Origin of the sequence: Variovorax sp. RCC_210 (assembly GCF_041355175.1) — a bacterium.
Taxonomy (GTDB): Bacteria; Pseudomonadota; Gammaproteobacteria; order Burkholderiales; family Burkholderiaceae_C; genus Variovorax.
The window spans coordinates 91543-108423 of sequence record NZ_JBFUPJ010000003.1; the positions used below are offsets into that span (position 1 = coordinate 91543).

A 16881-nucleotide genomic window follows, 5' to 3' on the forward strand; every position below is an offset into this window, starting at 1 on the left:
ACGAGGGCGCCCGCGGGCGCCCTTTTTTTGCGCGTTGCTTTTGCCTCGCCTTTGCTGCTCAGGCAGAGGCGTTCATGAAGAGGCGTTCAGGCAGAGGCGTTCAGCCGATGGGCCAGGAAGAAGCGCAGCATTTCCTTGCTCGCGTCGACGCCATCGGGCAGCGTGTAGCTGCCTTCTGCACTGCCGCCCGACCAGGCATGGCCGGCGGCGTGAACCCGCCAGTGCTCCGCTTCGCCGCGACCCGCTGACGCCGCATAGCGCGTGCGGGTGAAGCGTCGGCCCGAAGGCGACTGCCCCTCGCTTGTCCCGCAGGGCGCAGAGCCCGCGACGATCGCCAGGCCGTTGTTCGCATGCACGGTCGTGTCGGCATCGCCGTGGAACACGATGGTCGGCGGCACGACGGAGGAGGTGGCGGTGGCCGCACGCGAAACGGGCGCGCCCGTTCGCATCGCATTCAGCGCCGACATCATGTCGTGCGCCGCGCCGTGCGGCAGCCCCGAGTGCACGCCGACCGCCGCGTACACGTCCGGATAGCAATGGCCCAGCACGTCGGCCATCGCGCCGCCTGCCGACAGGCCCGCCACGTAGACGCGCGATGCGTCCGCATGCTGCTGCGCGACGATGTGTTGCGTGAGCGCGGCCAGCAACGCCGGCTCGCCGCGCCCGCGCTGCTGGTGCGGTGTCTTGAACCAGTTCCAGCATTTCTGGCCGTGCGCGCGCAGCGGCTGCTCGGGGTAGAGCACGATGGCGCCGCACGCGCGCGCGTGTTCATTCATGCGCGTGCCGGCCGCGAAGTCGGCCGCGTCCTGCGTGCAGCCGTGCAGCATCACGACCAGCGGCCTGGGTGACGCGGGCTGCGACGTATTGCTCGCCGGAACGAAGAGCATGTAGTCGATGGCGCGGCCCTGGTGCGTGAAGCTCGCGCGCGTCCAGCTGTCGGTGGCCGTGTCGGATGTATGCGGGGAAGGCGACTGGTGTGCGTCGTCTGCCTTGCGGTCGGTTTCGATCACGCGTGCCTCGATGTCGATCACATCGGCGTCGGCATCAGTGTTAGCGCTGGGCGATGCAGGTGCCGAAGCATTCGGCGACGCGGCATGCGCCCCGGCATCGCCACGCAGCGCGCGCTGTATCACGTCGGTGGCATCGGCCAGGCGACCGGTGCGTGTGAGGTGGGCCGCCTCTTTCATCAGCCCCGCGAAAAGTGGATTCATGGGAAGGGCCCTGGTGGTGGATTCGATTGATTGGCTCGGTTCAGCGGATGCGCCCGGCCAGCGCGTTCTTCACGTCCGGCGAGGCGTGCAGTGCGCCGAGCACGGTGAGCGAGTCGATGGTGGCGGTGGCCAGCGCGGCGCTCACGTCCGGCGCAATCACGGCCAGGCCGAGCACGCGGATCTGCAGCGTTTCGCCCGCGGCGCGCACGACCTCGAGGTCCGCGGCCGAGAAGGTCTGCAGCCCCAGCACCAGCATCTTGCGAGACACCGCCTGGCGCAGCACGTCGGCATGGGAGGCCAGGTGCGTGCGAATGGCCGTGCGAATGAAATCGGTGCGGTTCGAGTAGAAGCCTTCGGCCACCAGCAGGTCGACGTGGCCCAGGTCGACGAAGCCCATGTTGATGGTGATCTTCTCGGACTCGGGCGTCTTGACGAGGGCGGGCGCTGGATGGTTCTTGGCAGGCATGCGCCATCCTATCACCATCTGTATGGATGGTAATGGGATGGTATAGAGATGGTTTTGTAAGACTTTGCGGCGCGGGTTTCGTCGCCTGCGCTGCCTACTGGCTGGTGAAGACCAGCACCGAGCGCCCCGTGACCAGGTACTCGTCCCTGGTCACCGCCTCGTCTTCCATGCCCAGCGCCGCATCGGCCGTGTCCACCTTCAGCGTCCATGCGCCGGCGGGCGGCGGGGGGAGCGTGATGGGCACCGCGTCGTGCCAGGCGTTGAACACCAGCAGCACGCTCGCGTCGTGCGCCGCCACCGGAATGGCCGAGGCGGGCGCGCGGCCGTCGAGCAGCAGCGCGAAGGAGCGCGTTTGCGGGTCTTCCCACTGCGGGGCCTGCATTTCTTCGCCCGCAGGCGTGTACCAGGTCGAGTCCTTGGCGCCGATGTCTTCGAAGAAGGCTCCGGCCAGGAAGCGGTTGCGCCGCAGCACCGGCAGGTCGCGGCGCAAGGCCAGCAGCCGCGCAGAGAACGCGGCCAGCGCGCGGCCGGCGTCGTTGCCCGCGGTGCCCCAATCGACCCAGGAGATCTCGTTGTCCTGGCAGTAGGCGTTGTTGTTGCCCTGCTGCGTGCGGCCGAACTCGTCGCCGGCCAGCAGCATGGGGGTGCCCTGCGAGAGCAGCAGCGTGGCCAGCAGGTTGCGTTGCTGGCGCGCGCGCAGTGCGAGCACCGCTTCGTCGTCGCTGGGGCCTTCGACGCCGCAGTTCCACGAGCGGTTGTCGGAGTGGCCGTCGCGGTTGTCCTCGCCGTTGGCCTCGTTGTGCTTGTCGTTGTAGCTCACCGTGTCGGCCAGCGTGAAGCCGTCGTGCGCGCTGATGAAGTTGACGCTGGCCCATGGCCTGCGCCCGCGCTGATTGAAGCGCTCGCCGCTCGCGGTGAGGCACTGGGCCAGCTTGCCGGCCATGCCTTCCTCGCCCTTCCAGTAGGCGCGCACGGTGTCGCGGAACTGGTCGTTCCACTCGGCCCAGCCCGGCGGAAAACCGCCGACCTGGTAGCCGCCCGGGCCGATGTCCCAGGGCTCGGCGACCAGCTTCACGCTGGAGAGCACCGGGTCTTGCCGGCAGCTCTTGAGAAAGCCGCCGCCTTCGTCGAAGCCGTGCGGCTCGCGCGCCAGGATGGTCGCCAGGTCGAAGCGGAAACCATCTACGCGCATCTCCGTCACCCAGTAGCGCAGGCTGTCCATCACCATCTGCAGCACGCGCGGGTGGCTCAGGTTGACCGTGTTGCCGGTGCCCGTGTCGTTGATGTAGTAGCGCGGCCCCGGCCCGTCGCCATCGGGCATCAGGCGGTAGTAGCTGGCGTTGTCGATGCCCTTGAAGGAGATGGTTGGGCCGAGTTCGTTGCCTTCGGGCGTGTGGTTGTAGACCACGTCCAGGATCACCTCGAGCCCGTGCGCATGGAAGCGGTCGACCATGTGCTTGAACTCGTCGATGTGCGGGCCGTCCATGTAGCGCGGGTCGAGCGCGAAGAAGCCGATGGTGTCGTAGCCCCAGAAGTTGGTGAGCTCCTTTTCGAGCAGCGACGACTGGTTGAGGAACATCTGCACCGGCAGCAGCTCCACGCTGGTCACGCCCAGCGCGCGGATGGGCGCGAGCACCTCGTCGCGCGCCATGCCGGCGAAGGTGCCGCGAAATTGCTCGGGCACCTGCGGGTGCTTCATGGTGAAGCCGCGCACATGGGTTTCGTAGAACACGGTTTCCTTCCATGGCACGCGCAGCGCGTCGGTCTGCGTCCACTCGAAGCGGGAGTCGACCACCACGCACTTGGGCATGAAGGGGGCGCTGTCGCGCTCGTCGAAGCTCAGGTCGCCGTCGGCGTGGCCCACGGTGTAGCCGAACACCTCGGGCCCCCACTTGAGTTCGCCCATGTAGGCCTTGGCGTAAGGGTCGAGCAGCAGCTTGTGGTGGTTGAAGCGGTGGCCCTTCTCGGGTTCGTACGGGCCGTGCACGCGCAGGCCGTAGCGCGCGCCGGGCTGCAGGCCGGGCACGAAGCCGTGCCAGATCTCGTCGGTGTACTCGGGCAGCGTGACGCAGCCGATCTGCGTGGTGCCGGCCTCGTCGAAGATGCAGACCTGGACCTGCGTGGCATGGGCCGAGAACACGGCGAAGTTGACGCCGTCGCCGGTGAAGGTGGACCCGAGCGGGTGCGAAGTGCCTTCCAGCACGGTCAGGGGCTGTGCAGCGGAGGGGGTGTCGGCCATGGTGTGGGGGGAGGGCGTGGTGGGGGTTGCAGAAGGAAGCTGCAAAGTTTCCACGCCGGTGCCCGCGGCACCGGTAGTCAATGGCGCAGCCGCGCGTAGGCGGCGGACCCATCCGGCGCGCATGTCGGGCAAAGGCGCTCGAATGAACGCGTTTTGAAAGGCCGCCGGGTTACCCTTTGAACGAAGCGGCACGGTGCCGGATTTCCATTCACCAGGGAGTACGCGTTTGTTCACGACAGTGATCTTGTGGCTGATCGCCATCGGTTGGCTGGTGGCCAACGGCATGTGGGCCCAGAAGCCTTCGCCGGCGTATGCGCGGCGGCGTTCGGTGTGGGCTTGGGCGCTGGCGGGCGGCTGCGTCGGCGCGCTCGCGGGCTGGGCCCTGGCGGCCTCTCCCTTTGCCGGCTCCCTCGTGGGGAGCGTGGTGGCCGGGCTGGTGGCAGGCCGGCTCACCAGGGCGCGATCGAACGCGCCCTGAAGCTTTTTGCTTGTCTGTTCTTACTTGTCGTGGTGCAGGTACGAGGCCTGCTTCGGCAGCAGCAGGCTCACCAGGAAGGCCACGGCCATCATGCCGGTCACGTACCAGTAGAAGTACGACTCGTGGCCGATCGACTTCAGCCCCAGCGCCACGTACTCCGCGCTGCCCCCGAAGATCGCGTTGCCCACCGCGTACGACAGGCCCACGCCCAGCGCGCGCACTTCGGGCGGGAACATCTCGGCCTTCACGATGCCGCTGATCGAGGTGTAGAAGCTCACCACCGCCAGCGCCACGGTGATCAGCACGCCGGCCATCAGCGGGCTGGCCACGTTCTGCAGGCTGCTGAGCACGGGCACCGTCATCAGCGCGCCCAGCGCGCCGAACAGCAGCATGTTGGTGCGGCGGCCGATGCGGTCAGAAAGGGCGCCGAACACCGGCTGCATGCACATGTAGATGAACAGGCAGGCCGTCATCACGTTGCTGGCCGTCTTGATCGACATGCCGGCCGAGTTCACCAGGTACTTCTGCATGTACGTGGTGAAGGTGTAGAAGATCAGCGAGCCGCCGGCCGTGTAGCCCAGCACCACCAGGAAGGCGCGCTTGTGGTGCGTGAACAGTTCGCGCATGGTGCCCGCGCCCTTGGCGGCGCGCGTCTTGTTGCTGGCGGTTTCGGTGAGCGTGCGGCGCAGCATCAGCGCGACCACGGCCGCCACGGCGCCCAGCACGAAGGGAATGCGCCAGCCCCAGCTCTTGAGCTCGGTGTCGTCCAGCAGCTGCTGCAGCACCACCACGACCACCACCGCCAGCAGCTGGCCGCCGATGAGCGTGACGTACTGGAACGACGAGAAGAAGCCGCGCTGGCCGCGCATGGCCACTTCGCTCATGTAGGTGGCGGTGGTGCCGTATTCGCCGCCGACCGACAGGCCCTGCAGCAGGCGCGCGGCCAGCAGCAGCGCGGGCGCGGCGGCGCCGATCTGCGCGTAGGTGGGCAGGCAGGCAATGATCAGCGAGCCCACGCACATCATCGTGACCGAGACCACCATCGAGGTCTTGCGGCCCTTGCGGTCGGCCAGCCGGCCGAACAGCCAGCCGCCCACCGGGCGCATCAGGAAGCCGGCCGCGAACACGCCGGCCGTGTTCAGCAGCTGCACGGTCGGGTCCGACTTGGGGAAGAAGGCCGGCGCGAAATAGATCGCGCAGAAGGCGTACACGTAGAAGTCGAACCATTCGACCAGGTTGCCCGACGATGCGGCAAAGATGGCGAAGATGCGCTTGCGTTTTTCTTCGAAGGTGTAGGGCGCGTTGGCGTCGGAGGTGTCCGCGCCGGCGCTGCCGGTGTTGGCGATGGTGGTCATGGGAGCAGTCCTTGTCGTCTCTGGCGGCGTCTGCCGCGCGGCCTCGGTGGCCGCGGGGAGCCGTGCCGGCGAGTCTCTTCGGCGGCGGGGCGCTTGTCGTCCGTAGCCGGCCGGCGGGGGGCTACGTATCGGTACGCAAGGGTAAATACCTAGAAGACCCGGCAGCCGCCCCGCCCGCAGGGGTGTTCACCAGGAGACCAGCGGCGACCGGTGCAGCCAGGCATCGCTGCTCAGCTGGTCCAGCACGAAGCTCGCGGCGTCCGCCCTCGCGATGGTTCCCCCGTGGAAGCCCGAGAGGTCCGTGAAGGCGCGGACCACCGGCCCGGAGGCCTTGTCGTTCAGCACCGAAGGCCGCACCAGCACCCAGTCCAGCCCGCTTTGCCTGACCAGCGCTTCCTGCCGGTTCTTGTCGGCGTAGACCTTCTTCAACAGCGCCGGAAAAATCACGCGATCGAAGAAGAACCCGCCGTGCCCGACGCTGTCGCCCGCCCCCATGCCGGTGATGCACACCAGCCGCTTGACGCCTTCAGCCCGCATGGCACCGACGAGCGCGCGCGTCGACTCGGAGAGCGCCGTCACCTCCCGCAACGGGCTGGCCGGCGTGCCCAGCGCGCTGACCACTGCGTCCCTGCCCCGCAGGGCGTTGCGCAACGCACGCTCGTCGCGAGCGTCACCGACGGTGACCGTCGCGCCTTCCAGGCCAGTCGCTTTCTCCAGCTTCTCCAGCTTCTCCAGCTTCTCGGGTGAGCGCACCAGTACGTGAACGTCGTGTCCGCGCGCCAGCGCCTGCGCGACGATGAGCCGGCCCGTGCCGCCGGTGGCGCCGAGCACCAGCACGCGCCGGCGAGCCGGCCCGGTGCCGGCGGGGGTTGCAGTCGAATAGATCATGAGGCGGTCCTTTCCTTGAGGTGGCTCGGGGCGAGGGCGCTCGCCCTTCAGGCCGAGGCGAAAGCCTCGGAAGCGAACTCGCGGTACGAGCGCAGGGGCCGCCCCAGCAGCGTCGCCAGCCGCTCCACGTCGCCGGCCTGCGGGACCATTCCGTCCGACAGGAAGCGTTCGCTCATGAGGCGCATGTCGTACGCCATCCAGCCCGGCATGAAGTTCAGCAGGTTCTTCTCGAAGCCCGCGGTGTCGTCGCCGCCATAGGCCACGGCGCGACCCGACACGGCGGACCAGATGCCGGAGACGTCGGCGCCCGTCAGCGTGTCGGGGCCCACCAGGTTGATGCGCTTGAGCGGCAACTGCTGCGAGGTGTCGCGCTCCAGCAGTTCGACGGCGGCGATCTCCGCGATGTCGCGCGTGTCGATCATCGCGAGGCCCTTGGCGCCGATGGGCATCGGGTACACGCCGTGCCCGAGCACCGCGTCCTTGATGGTCAGGTCGTTCTGCATGAAGTAGGCCGGCCGCAGGATGGTGGCGCCGAAGCCCATCTGCTCGAGCATTCGCTCGACACCGAACTTGCCCGCGAAGTGGGGCACGTTCAGGTACTTGTCGCTGTGGATCACCGACAGGTACACGACACGCTCCATTCCTGCTTCTCGCGCCAGGTTCAGCGTGACCAGGGCCTGGGTGAATTCGTCGGGCACCACGCCGTTGAGCAGGAACAGGGTGGACACGCCGGCCAGGGCACGGCGCAGCGCCTGCACGTCCAGCAGGTCGCCCTGCACGACCTCGACCCCCGCGGGGAAGCTGGCCTTGGACGGATCGCGCACCAGCGCGCGCACTGCCGCGCCGCGTTCGACGAGTTGCTGGACGACCTGGCGGCCGATGTTGCCGCTGGCGCCGGTGATGAGGATAGTCATGGAATTGCTCCGGTTCGTTGAAGAAGCCTCGATCTTCAAAGTTCCAGGGGTGGACCGATAGCCTCTATATTTAGACACCTCGTCTCACTGCTGGAACACATGGACTTCCTCGCCCTCACCGACTTCAACCTCGTGGCGCGTCATGGCGGCTTCGGGCGCGCCGCCCGGGACTCCGGGCGGCCGAAGGCCACGCTGTCGCGGCGGGTCGCCGACCTGGAGCGGGGGCTCGACCTGCGCCTGTTCGAGCGTGGTGCGCGCACGCTGAAGCTCACCGAGGAAGGGCGCGCGCTCTACGAGAGAACTTCCGTGCTGCTGACCGAGATCGACGAAACCGCGGCGGCCATCGCGTCCGGCGGCGGTGCGCCGCGCGGCAGGCTGAGGGTGAGCGCGCCGCTGCTTTTCTCGCAAACCGCGATGGGCAAGCTTGCCGCCGGCTTCGCCGCGAAGTACGGCGACGTGCGGCTCGAGGTCACCACGGAGGACCGGGCGGTCGACATGGTCGAGGAGGGCTACGACCTGGTGATTCGCGTGAACCCCGACCCCGATGCGCGGCTGGTCGGGCGGGTCTTCTTGAGGGACCGGCTCGTCGTGGTCGCGGCGCCGGAGCTGACGCGGCCCAAGGGCACCGTGCCTGTTCCGGCGGTGGTGCGCGGCGGCGGCACGGGCGACCAGAAGTCGATGTGGGAGATGACCGGCGCATCCGGCACGAGGCGCATTGCCGTGGAGCCTGTGCTGCACCTGTCGTCATTGTTCATGGTGCGCGACGCGGTGAGGGCGGGCGTCGGGGTCGCGCGATTGCCTTTATCGCTGGTCACACACGACCTGGCCGCGGGAAAGCTGGTGCACTGGGGCGATGTGGAGGGGCCCGAGATCGCGCTGTGGGCGCTGTACCCGTCGCGCCGGTTGCTGAGCACCCGGGTCTCCGTGTTCCTGGACTTCCTGAAAGAGGCCTTTCCCACCGGGTCACCTGACGAGCTGGCGGCGTTCATCGATTGAAGTTCGAGGACGCCGTTCGCACACGCAATACTCCGAGCGTTCACTTGCCGGATGTCGTCCCGGCCCGACCCCGCCTACATGCCGGCACACGCATGGCTCACCACCGGAGCAGCTCCAGCAGCGCCAGCCAGCGATTCAGGCTGCAGCTCGACACGGAACACGCAGGAATACGGCGGCCACAGGTTGGACCGCTGGCTGGTGCATTCCAGCGCCGCCTTCTCGCCGGACGCCGCTTGCGTGCCTGCGCTGCAGGCATAGCCATTCGCCGCCAAGGTCCGGGCGAGCTTGTCGGGCGCTTCTCCCTTGGCCGAGGCCAGGATGGCGTCGAGCCGTTGGCCTTCTCGCACCTCGACGGAGGCGCATCCGCTTGTCACGAGCAGCACCGTGGAAAAGACCAGCGCGGACCAAGCCGCCGGGAAACGCCGTGAAGAATTTGCTGCTGGCATAGGTTCCGACCGCTAGCCGGCTTGACGAACCCGCTGCAGCGCACGCTCCCCGGCCCGAGCGACCTGCGGATGCCGATGCGCCGCGCACAGCTGCGCAACTGGCAACAGCGCAGGCGACGGACGCTTCGCGATCTCGTTCGCCACGGCCTCGCCGAGAAAGAAGTCTTCGTCCTGCACGAGCCGTTGCAGCAAATCGATGTCCGAGAGGTCCAGCGATGGAACCAGGCAGACCACCACATCGCTCAGTTCGTCGGAGGCGAGCAGGCCGCGAACGAATGCACTCAGCGCGCCCTGGTCTTTCGCGACCGGCGATTGCGCGGGATGCAGGTCGGTCACGTCGACATCGCTTTCACGCGCCTCGCGAACGGCTGCCAGAAAGGCCGCGCAGGAATCGAACACGATGCGCGTGTCCGCGTCGTGCGCGAGGAACAGCACGCTTCCGGCGAGGGGCGAGCGGGTCACCAGAACGTGGTGGTCGCTCGTGTCGGCATCGTCCAGCACGTAGCCGCCCAACTGCGCGACGACGGGGTGGTAGGCGAAGCGCTCGCTTTGCTCGCGCACCGCAGGCTCGGGAAGAAGGGCCGAACCCTCACCGTCGAAAAGTGCGAGCGCATCGAAGTAGGCCTGCAGCACCGTCGCCGCCGACCCGTCAGGCCCGTCCGTGTGCTGCCCGTCGTCACCCTCGGGCAACTTGTCGAAGAAAGAACTCGCCATGGTCCAACGCCTCCCTATGTCACGACAACCGACCGACAAACCGACAAACAGAACAAGGGCTCTACAGCCCATGCTCCCGCAGGAACCTGTCGAGCTGGTGGCTGTTCGACAGCCCCAGCTTCGCGAACACATGCGCGCGGTGGGTTTCCACCGTGCGCTGTTCCAGCGGCGCGAGCTCCAGCGCGATCTGCTTGTTCGGCTTGCCCTCGGCCACCAGCCGCGCGACCTGCATCTCGCGCGGGGTGAGCTTGTTCCACAGGGCCTGCGCCGCCTGGCGGGCCTGCTGCCGCACGGCGATGTCGCCGGCCTGCTGCAGCGCCTTGGCGATGCTCTCGAGCAGGCGCTCGTCGTTGCACGGCTTCTCCAGCCAGCCGAAGGCGCCGTTCTGTACGGCCTCCACGGCCATGGGAATGTCGCCGTGGCCGGACAGGAAGATGACCACCAGCGGGCTGTGCTGCGCGCGCAGCGCGTCGAACACCTGCAGGCCGCTCACGCCCTCCATGCGCAGGTCGAGAATGACGCAGCCCGCACGCTGCAGGTCGGCGCCCGCCAGAAAGGCCTCGCCCGACGCAAAGGTCTGCACCGCGTAGCCGCGCGACAGCAGCAGCAGGCCGAGCGAGCGGCGCACGGCCTCGTCGTCGTCCACCACGCAGAGGTTGTTGGCCAGGGGGTTGATGGCGTTGGCTGCGTTCATGGCGGTGAGATCTCCAGCGCAAGAGTGAAAACGGTGCCGCCGCCGGGCCGGTCGGCAAAAGACAGCCGGCCACGGTGGGCCTCCACGATGGTGCGGCAGATGTTCAGCCCCAGCCCCAGCCCGCCGGCCTTGGTGGTGAAGAAGGGCGCGAACACCTGCTCGGCCAGCGCGGCGTCGATGCCGGGGCCATGGTCGGCCACGCGGATGTGCACGCGGGCGTCGAGCAGCTCGGCCTCTATCTCCACCACGCGCTGTTCGACCGGCGTGGCTTGCATGGCCTGCAGGCTGTTGGACACCAGGTTGAGCAGCACCTGCTCCAGCAGCACGCGGTCGCCGCGCACCGGCGGCAGGGCGGCGGGCATGCGCACCTCGGCGCGTGCCTGGCGCTGGCGCATCTCGCCCTGCAGCAGCGCCAGTGCGTTGGCCACCAGCGCGTTCACGGCGCAGTCTTCGGTGCCCACGGTGCGCTGGCGCACGAAGCCGCGAATGCGCCGCACGATCTCGGCGCTGCGCTGGGCCTGCGCCATGGTCTCGTCGAGGCTGCTCACCAGCAGCGGCTGGTTGCCCTGTTCCGCGAAGGCCTTGGCCGCGCTGGCGAAGTTGCTCAGCGCCATCAGCGGCTGGTTGAGTTCGTGGGCCAGGGTGGAGGCCATTTCTCCCAGGCTGGCCAGGCGCTGCGCGTGCTGCAGCTGCTCGTCGTTCTGGCGCTGGCGCAGCTCGGCGCGCTTCTGCTCGGTGATGTCGACCACCGAGCTCATCCAGCCGCTGTGCGCGCCGTCGGCGTCGATCAGCGGCGCGGTGTAGACCATGGTGATCACCTCGCGCCCGTCGCGGTGCCGCAGGCGCGACTCGAAGCCCGAGCGCGCGGGCTGGCCGCTCATCATGGCGTCGTAGTGGTGCCAGTGCTGCGTCACGTCGTCGGGGTGCCAGTAGGGGTAGGGCGGCAGCTTGCCGAGCAGCTCGTCGGCGCCGTAGCCGGTCATGTCGCAGAAGGCCGGGTTGACGTAGGTGATGCGGCCCTCGCGGTCGCGCGCGCGCATGCCGACCAGCAGCGAGTCTTCCATCGCCTTGCGAAAGGCGTGTGCCTCGTCCAGCGCATGGGTGCGCTCGCGCACGCGCAGCTCCAGGTCGCGCCGCGCATCGCGCTGCTCGGCGAAGCGGCGCTCGCGCAGCCGCCAATACAGGCCGCCCAGCAGCAGCACACCGGCGCACAGCAGCCCGAGCATCCAGGCGCGCTCGCGGGCACGGCTCACCTCGGCATGGTCGGCCATGACGGTCAGCGTCCAGCCCAGGTCGGGAAGGGGCTCGTCGACGGCCAGGAAGCGGCGCGGCTTGCCCGCGATGTCGGTGCGCACCAGGTAGCCGGGCTGGTCGTCGCTGCGCTCCACCTTCCAGGGCAGCGCCGCGAAGCGGGTGCGCGCGCCGTACTGCTGGTCGCGCCGCACGCGGTCGAGCTCGGCCGGGGCGATGTCGCGCGTGGTCTGGTAGAGCCACGAAGGCACCGAGCTCAGGAACACCACGCCGCGCGCATCGGTCAGCAGGATGGGGTCGCGCACGAAGGTCCAGGCCTCCTGCAGCTGGCGCAGGCTGACCTTGACGGTGACCACGCCCAGCACCGCGCCTGCCGTTCCAGCCGCGCCGTCACCCGTGCCACCCCCCGCGCCACCCTCCGCGCGCACCGGTGCCGAGATGAACAGCCCCGGCTCCCCCGTGGTCTGCCCCACGCCGTAGAACATGCCGCCGCGGCCCGCGCGCGCGTCGATGAAGTAGGGCCGGTTGGCATACGACTCGCCCACGAAGCTCTGCGGCGTGGCCCAGTTGCTGGCCGCCAGCGTCGTGCCGTTCAGGTCGATGAGGTAGAGCGCGTCGGAGCCCGCCTGTCGGTTGACCTCCTCGATGTAGAGGTTGGCGCGCTGCCGCACCGCGGCGTCCTGCGGGTGGGCCAGCGCGGCCAGCACCTCGGGGTGCAGGCCGGTGGTGAACGGCAGGTAGTTGTACTTGCCGGCCGAGTCGCGCAGGCCGAGCACGTGCACTTCCATGGCGCGGCGGATGGAGTCGGCCTGAAAGTTCGCTTCGCGCGTCGCGGCCCATTGCGCGGCCAGGCCGATGAGCAGCAGGGCCAGGGCGAGGGCGGCGGCCCAGGGGGCGAGCTTGCGCAGGCGCGCGCGGCGAAAGCGCGCGGGGGCTGGCGCGCGATCTGGCGTCGGCGCGGGCGCTAGCTCGGGCGTCGGCTCTGACGAAGGGGGCAGGGTGGGCGGCATGGTGGAGGAGGCCGACCGGCGCGGCGAGCCGGAATTTTGCCCTGCCGCCGGGTCAAGCCTGTGCGGCTGCCGCCCACTCCCTTGCGATGTCCGCCACGTCGTGCTCGCCCAGCCCCGGTGCGCTCGCCCTGATGCTGCCCGGCGTGCGCGAGAAACCGGTCGGAATCCCCAGCATCTGCAGCGCGCCCTCCGTCGGGTGCGCGTGCGACTGCACCAGCCCGCTTTCGCGCAGGTGCGGGTCGGCCATCACGCCTTCCATCGACAGCACCTGCGAATGCGGAATGTCCGCGTCCGCCAGCACGTCCAGCCACTGCGCGGTGGTGCGTTGCACCACCAGGTCGGCCAGCATGCCGTACAGCGCGTGGATGTTGCGGCTGCGCTGCGCCGGCTCCATGTACCGCGGGTCTTCGGCCACCTCGGGCCGGCCCGCCAGCAGAAAGAAGCGCTGCCATTGCGCGGTGGTGTAGGGCAGCAGGGCGATGAAGCCGTCCTGCGTCTGGTAGGGCCGGCGCGCGCTGGAGAGCAGGCGCTCGTAGCCCATCGGCCCCTCGGGCGGCGCGAAGGTGTGGCCCGCCAGGTGTTCCACCATGGTGAAGGCCGCCAGCGTCTCGAACATCGGTACCTCGACGGCCTGCCCCAGCCCCGAGCGCTCGCGCTCGTACAGCGCCATCGCCACGGCATAGGCCACGGTGAGGCCGGCCGTCTTGTCGGCCACGATGGTGTTCACGTAGGCCGGGTGCCCCGTCTGCGCATTCGCCTGCACGGCCGCGAGCCCGCTCATGGCCTGGATGATGTCGTCGAACGCGGGCCGGCCCGCATAGCGGCCCTTCTCCGAGAAGCCGACCGCCGCGCAGTAGACGAGCCGCGGGTTCAGCGCGCGCAGCGTCGCGTCGTCCAGCCCGAGGCGCGCCATCGACTTTGGCCGCACGTTCGACACGAACACGTCGGCATGGCGCACCAGCGCGCGCAGCCGCTCGGCGTCGGCGGGCGACTTCAGGTCGAGCACCACGCTGCGCTTGTTGCGGTTGAGGTTCAGAAAGGGCGCGCCCATGCCCGCATGCCGCGCGGGCGCCACGTGGCGGAACACGTCGCCGTCCTTCGATTCGACCTTGACCACGTCGGCGCCCATGTCGCCCAGGATCTGCGTGGCATAGGGGCCCATGGCGACCGAGGTCAGGTCGATCACGCGCACGCCGCTCAGCGGGCCGCTCATCGTGCGTCCTGCGCTGGCTGCGCAGCCTGTGCTGTTCGCACCGCTTGCGCCGCTTGCCCCACCGGCATCGCCAGCACGCACACCGCGCGCTCCACGCCCGGGCCGTAGGCGATGCCGCTCGCGCTCATGGCCGCCTCGACGCCGGCCAGGCAGCCCAGCACCATCGGCGCGTTCAGGTCGCCCAGGTGGCCGATGCGAAAGATCTTCCCCGCGAGCGCGCCCAGCCCGCCCGCGATGCCGACCTGGAAGCGCTCGCGCGCCAGCGTGCGCAGCGCCTCGGGGTCGATGCCCGCTCGCACCGCGACGGTGGTGACCGACACCGAGCGGTGCGCGGGCGTGCGCACATGAAAGCCCACGTCGCCGCGCTCGCTCCAGCCCTCCACCGCCGCCTGCACCGCCTGCGCCAGGTGGCGGTGGCGCGCCACGACCTGCGCCAGCCCCTCGGCGAACACCAGGCCCAGCGCCGCCTCCAGCCCCATCAGCAGGTTCTGCGGCGGCGTGCCGCAGAACTTGCGGTAGCTCAGCTCGCTCTTGCGGCGCATCCAGTCCCAGTAGACGCGCGGCGTGGGGTTGGCCTGCGCGACGCGCAGTGCCTTCTCGTTCACGGCCACGAAGCTCAGGCCCGGCGGCACCATCAGCGCCTTCTGCGAAGCGCCGATGGCCACGTCGACGCGCAGCGCGTCCATGTCGAAGGGCGCGGCCGCCAGCGAGGCCACCACGTCGACCACCAGCAGCGCGGGGTGCGCGGCGGCATCGATGGCGGCCCTGAAGGCCTGCATGTCGCTGGTCACGCCGCTGCCGGTGTCGGTGTGCACCACGAACACCGCGACGATCTCGCGCGCGGCGTCGGCGCGCAGCAACTGCTCGACCGCGCGCGGATCGGCCGCGTGGCCTTCCTGGCAGGCGGTGCGGCGCACGCGCACGCCCATGCCTTCGGCATGCAGCGCCCAGGCCTCCGAGAAGGTGCCGCTGCCCACCACCACCACGCACTCGCCCGGCGCCGCCAGGTTGCTGATGGCCGCCTCCCAAGCGCCGTGGCCGTTCGCCGCATACATGAACACGTCGGAGCGCGCCGTGCCGAACACGCGCCGCAGCCCCTGCTCGCAGTTGGCGATGAGGGTGTCCAGCGCGGGGTCGCCGAGTTCCAGCGGCTGGGTGCCCATGGCATCGATCACCTGAGGGGGCAGCCGCGTGGGGCCGGGCGCGTGCAGGAACACGCTGCCGGGGATGCGGGGAAGGGAAACAGAAGAGCGAGCGGAAGTGGAGGGGTTCAAGGCGGTCGTCCTGAAAAGAGAAAGCGCTTCGTGCCGATCTGTGCACGAAGCTTGCTTAAATAAATCGTATAGCAAGTTATGTGTATTGCTAAAAGATACTTACTGCACATGGTGCACCACGATGAGGCTTTTCCAAAGGTGGGTTTGTACCAATGGGCTGCGGATTGCTCTTCGCCGGCAAACATGGGAATATATCAATATGCACTATTCAAAAATCGCAATGCAATACTTTAACCGCGAGGCCCGCGCATGAGCGTGCTCTCGCCCACCGATTACGACGCCCTCGACGGCCTGGCAATGGCCCAGCTGCTGGCCGAGCGCGAACTCAGCTCGCAGGCGCTGATGCAGGCCGCCACCGACGCGGCACGCCGCCACGCCGACCTCAACGCGCTGACCTACGAGCGCTTCGACGAATCGCTGGCGCTGGCCCGCGACTGGCAACCGCGCGGCGTGTTCGGCGGCATTCCCTTCCTGCTGAAGGACTCGGGGCTCGCGGCCACGCGCTTTCCGTCGAGCATCGGCTCGCGCCTGCTCGACGACACCAGCTACACCGTGAACGCCACGCTGACCGAGCGCTTCGAGCAGGCCGGCCTGATCTCGTTCGCGCGCTCCACCGTGTCCGAGCTGTGCATGGGCCCGTCGACCGAGGCCGTGCGCAACGGCGGCGCCACGCTCAACCCCTGGGACCGCACCCGCTCCGTGGGCGGCTCCAGCGGCGGCGCGGCAGCCGCCATTGCGGCGGGCATCGTGCCGGTGGCGCACGGCAGCGACGGCGGCGGCTCCATCCGGCTGCCAGCCGCCTGTTGCGGCGTGTACGGGCTGAAACCTTCGCGCGGCCGCGTGCCGATGGGCCCGTTCCGCGGCGAAGGCTGGGGCGGCATGGCGGTGGACGGCGTGCTCACGCGCACCGTGCGCGACACGGCCGCGGCCATGGACGCCATCAGCGGTTACGAAACCGGCGCGCCCTACGCGTCGCCGCCCAAGGCGGGCAGCTACCTCGACCTGATTGCGCGCGCGCCCGAGCGGCCCTTGCGCATCGGCGTGTGGCGCCAGGCGTGGAACGACATCGCCATCGCGCCCGAATGCCTGGCCGCCGTGGACCGCACCGCGGCGCTGTGCCGCGACATGGGCCACGAGATCGTCGAGGTGCCGCTGCCCGACATCGACTACGAAGCCTTCGTGCGCGCCCACGGCACGGTGCTGGCGTCGAACATCGCCATGGCGGTCGACACGCGCGTGAAGCTGCGGGGCCGGCCGCTGGCGCAGGGCGACATCGAGGAAGTGATTCACGACGGCTACGCCGTCGGCAAGGCGCTGGCCGCCACGCAGTACGTGGAAGCCATCCAGCGCTTCCACGCCATCGGCCGCGCCTTCGAGGCGGCGATGAACGGATGCGACATCGTCATCAGCACCACGCTCACACAATTGCCGGCCAAGCTCGGCGAGCTCGCTCTCACGGGCGGCTTCTGGAACTTTCGCACCAAGGTGTCGCGCTACGCCACCTTCCTGGCCGTCATCAACGCCTCGGGCCAGCCCGCGGCGACGCTGCCGATGAGCCGCACCGCGCAGGGCGTGCCCGTCGGCACGCAGCTCATCGGCCATTTCGGGCGCGAAGACCAGGTGCTGGCGCTGTCGGCGCAGCTCGAACGCGCGGCGCCCTGGGCCCACGTGCGGCCGGCGCAGCGCTGACCTGCCGAGCGCCTTCGCATTCGCTGCATCACTGCATTCACCT

At 69.2% G+C, this 16881-nt stretch carries 15 protein-coding genes; 3 read left to right on the forward strand and 12 right to left on the reverse strand.

All coding sequences use genetic code 11. The annotated features are described in order from the left end of the window. Positions 1-86: 86 nt before the first annotated feature. The 3 genes from AB6807_RS12515 to glgX all read right to left on the reverse strand — a co-directional run bounded on the left by AB6807_RS12515 (position 87) and on the right by glgX (position 3916). Complete coding sequence (locus tag AB6807_RS12515; RefSeq protein WP_371084803.1) at positions 87-1211, reverse strand: PHB depolymerase family esterase; 1125 nt, start codon at positions 1209-1211, stop codon at positions 87-89. Between the two features lie 40 nt (positions 1212-1251). Then, positions 1252-1677, reverse strand: coding sequence for a CopG family transcriptional regulator (locus AB6807_RS12520; protein ID WP_371084804.1), 426 nt, complete (start codon positions 1675-1677; stop codon positions 1252-1254). Between the two features lie 94 nt (positions 1678-1771). Next, positions 1772-3916: a glycogen debranching protein GlgX gene (glgX, locus tag AB6807_RS12525; RefSeq protein ID WP_371084805.1), complete on the reverse strand. Its 2145-nt coding sequence runs from the start codon at positions 3914-3916 to the stop codon at positions 1772-1774. A gap of 226 nt (positions 3917-4142) precedes the next feature. Here glgX and AB6807_RS12530 point away from each other — a divergent pair, with 226 nt between their 5' ends. Beyond that, complete coding sequence (locus AB6807_RS12530) at positions 4143-4394, forward strand: hypothetical protein (RefSeq protein WP_371084806.1); 252 nt, start codon at positions 4143-4145, stop codon at positions 4392-4394. 20 nt (positions 4395-4414) lie between these two features. Here AB6807_RS12530 and AB6807_RS12535 read toward each other — a convergent pair whose 3' ends face one another. The 3 genes from AB6807_RS12535 to AB6807_RS12545 form a co-directional block, all read right to left on the reverse strand. Beyond that, complete coding sequence (locus AB6807_RS12535) at positions 4415-5749, reverse strand: MFS family transporter (protein WP_116913906.1); 1335 nt, start codon at positions 5747-5749, stop codon at positions 4415-4417. 186 nt (positions 5750-5935) lie between these two features. Then, entirely contained in the window at positions 5936-6637 is a 702-nt protein-coding gene (locus AB6807_RS12540; protein WP_371084807.1) for an NAD(P)-dependent oxidoreductase, read from the reverse strand. A gap of 47 nt (positions 6638-6684) precedes the next feature. Then, positions 6685-7551, reverse strand: a complete 867-nt coding sequence (locus AB6807_RS12545; RefSeq protein WP_371084808.1) for an SDR family oxidoreductase — start codon at positions 7549-7551, stop codon at positions 6685-6687. Between the two features lie 99 nt (positions 7552-7650). On the opposite strand from AB6807_RS12545, the gene AB6807_RS12550 reads away from it, so the two are divergent. Continuing rightward, positions 7651-8547, forward strand: a complete 897-nt coding sequence (locus AB6807_RS12550) for a LysR family transcriptional regulator (protein WP_371084809.1) — start codon at positions 7651-7653, stop codon at positions 8545-8547. Between the two features lie 74 nt (positions 8548-8621). Here the strand turns inward: AB6807_RS12550 and AB6807_RS12555 are convergent, their stop codons facing one another. The 6 genes from AB6807_RS12555 to AB6807_RS12580 all read right to left on the reverse strand — a co-directional run bounded on the left by AB6807_RS12555 (position 8622) and on the right by AB6807_RS12580 (position 15149). Continuing rightward, positions 8622-8930 carry a hypothetical protein gene (locus AB6807_RS12555; RefSeq protein ID WP_371084810.1) on the reverse strand — a complete coding sequence of 103 codons (309 nt, stop codon included), beginning with the start codon at positions 8928-8930 and terminating at the stop codon, positions 8622-8624. A gap of 75 nt (positions 8931-9005) precedes the next feature. Continuing rightward, entirely contained in the window at positions 9006-9707 is a 702-nt protein-coding gene (locus tag AB6807_RS12560; RefSeq protein ID WP_371084811.1) for a hypothetical protein, read from the reverse strand. A 61-nt stretch (positions 9708-9768) separates the two neighbouring features. Further along, positions 9769-10383 (reverse strand): response regulator, encoded by a 615-nt coding sequence (locus AB6807_RS12565; RefSeq protein ID WP_116913932.1) that lies wholly within the window; start codon positions 10381-10383, stop codon positions 9769-9771. Positions 10384-10397: 14 nt separating this feature from the next. Further along, the gene (locus AB6807_RS12570) at positions 10398-12662 is read right to left on the reverse strand and encodes an ATP-binding protein (RefSeq protein WP_371084812.1); all 2265 of its coding nucleotides are present in this window, start codon (positions 12660-12662) and stop codon (positions 10398-10400) included. Positions 12663-12714: 52 nt separating this feature from the next. Continuing rightward, positions 12715-13875, reverse strand: a complete 1161-nt coding sequence (locus AB6807_RS12575; RefSeq protein ID WP_371084813.1) for a CaiB/BaiF CoA transferase family protein — start codon at positions 13873-13875, stop codon at positions 12715-12717. After that, entirely contained in the window at positions 13872-15149 is a 1278-nt protein-coding gene (locus AB6807_RS12580) for an alanine--glyoxylate aminotransferase family protein (protein ID WP_371084814.1), read from the reverse strand. The genes AB6807_RS12575 and AB6807_RS12580 overlap by 4 nt, the downstream gene beginning before the upstream one ends. A 249-nt stretch (positions 15150-15398) precedes the next feature. On the opposite strand from AB6807_RS12580, the gene AB6807_RS12585 reads away from it, so the two are divergent. Next, the gene (locus tag AB6807_RS12585; protein ID WP_371084815.1) at positions 15399-16838 is read left to right on the forward strand and encodes an amidase; all 1440 of its coding nucleotides are present in this window, start codon (positions 15399-15401) and stop codon (positions 16836-16838) included. The last annotated feature ends 43 nt before the right edge of the window (positions 16839-16881 follow it).

What these genes read in the sequence shown, in the direction of transcription:
- AB6807_RS12515 (WP_371084803.1), bottom strand. Translation starts at nt 1,211, where the DNA reads ATGAATCCACTTTTCGCGGGGCTGATGAAAGAGGCGGCCCACCTCACA.
- AB6807_RS12540 (WP_371084807.1), bottom strand. Translation starts at nt 6,637, where the DNA reads ATGATCTATTCGACTGCAACCCCCGCCGGCACCGGGCCGGCTCGCCGG.
- AB6807_RS12575 (WP_371084813.1), bottom strand. Translation starts at nt 13,875, where the DNA reads ATGAGCGGCCCGCTGAGCGGCGTGCGCGTGATCGACCTGACCTCGGTC.
- AB6807_RS12520 (WP_371084804.1), bottom strand. Translation starts at nt 1,677, where the DNA reads ATGCCTGCCAAGAACCATCCAGCGCCCGCCCTCGTCAAGACGCCCGAG.
- AB6807_RS12560 (WP_371084811.1), bottom strand. Translation starts at nt 9,707, where the DNA reads ATGGCGAGTTCTTTCTTCGACAAGTTGCCCGAGGGTGACGACGGGCAG.
- AB6807_RS12585 (WP_371084815.1), top strand. Translation starts at nt 15,399, where the DNA reads ATGAGCGTGCTCTCGCCCACCGATTACGACGCCCTCGACGGCCTGGCA.
- AB6807_RS12550 (WP_371084809.1), top strand. Translation starts at nt 7,651, where the DNA reads ATGGACTTCCTCGCCCTCACCGACTTCAACCTCGTGGCGCGTCATGGC.
- glgX (WP_371084805.1), bottom strand. Translation starts at nt 3,916, where the DNA reads ATGGCCGACACCCCCTCCGCTGCACAGCCCCTGACCGTGCTGGAAGGC.
- AB6807_RS12535 (WP_116913906.1), bottom strand. Translation starts at nt 5,749, where the DNA reads ATGACCACCATCGCCAACACCGGCAGCGCCGGCGCGGACACCTCCGAC.
- AB6807_RS12570 (WP_371084812.1), bottom strand. Translation starts at nt 12,662, where the DNA reads ATGCCGCCCACCCTGCCCCCTTCGTCAGAGCCGACGCCCGAGCTAGCG.
- AB6807_RS12545 (WP_371084808.1), bottom strand. Translation starts at nt 7,551, where the DNA reads ATGACTATCCTCATCACCGGCGCCAGCGGCAACATCGGCCGCCAGGTC.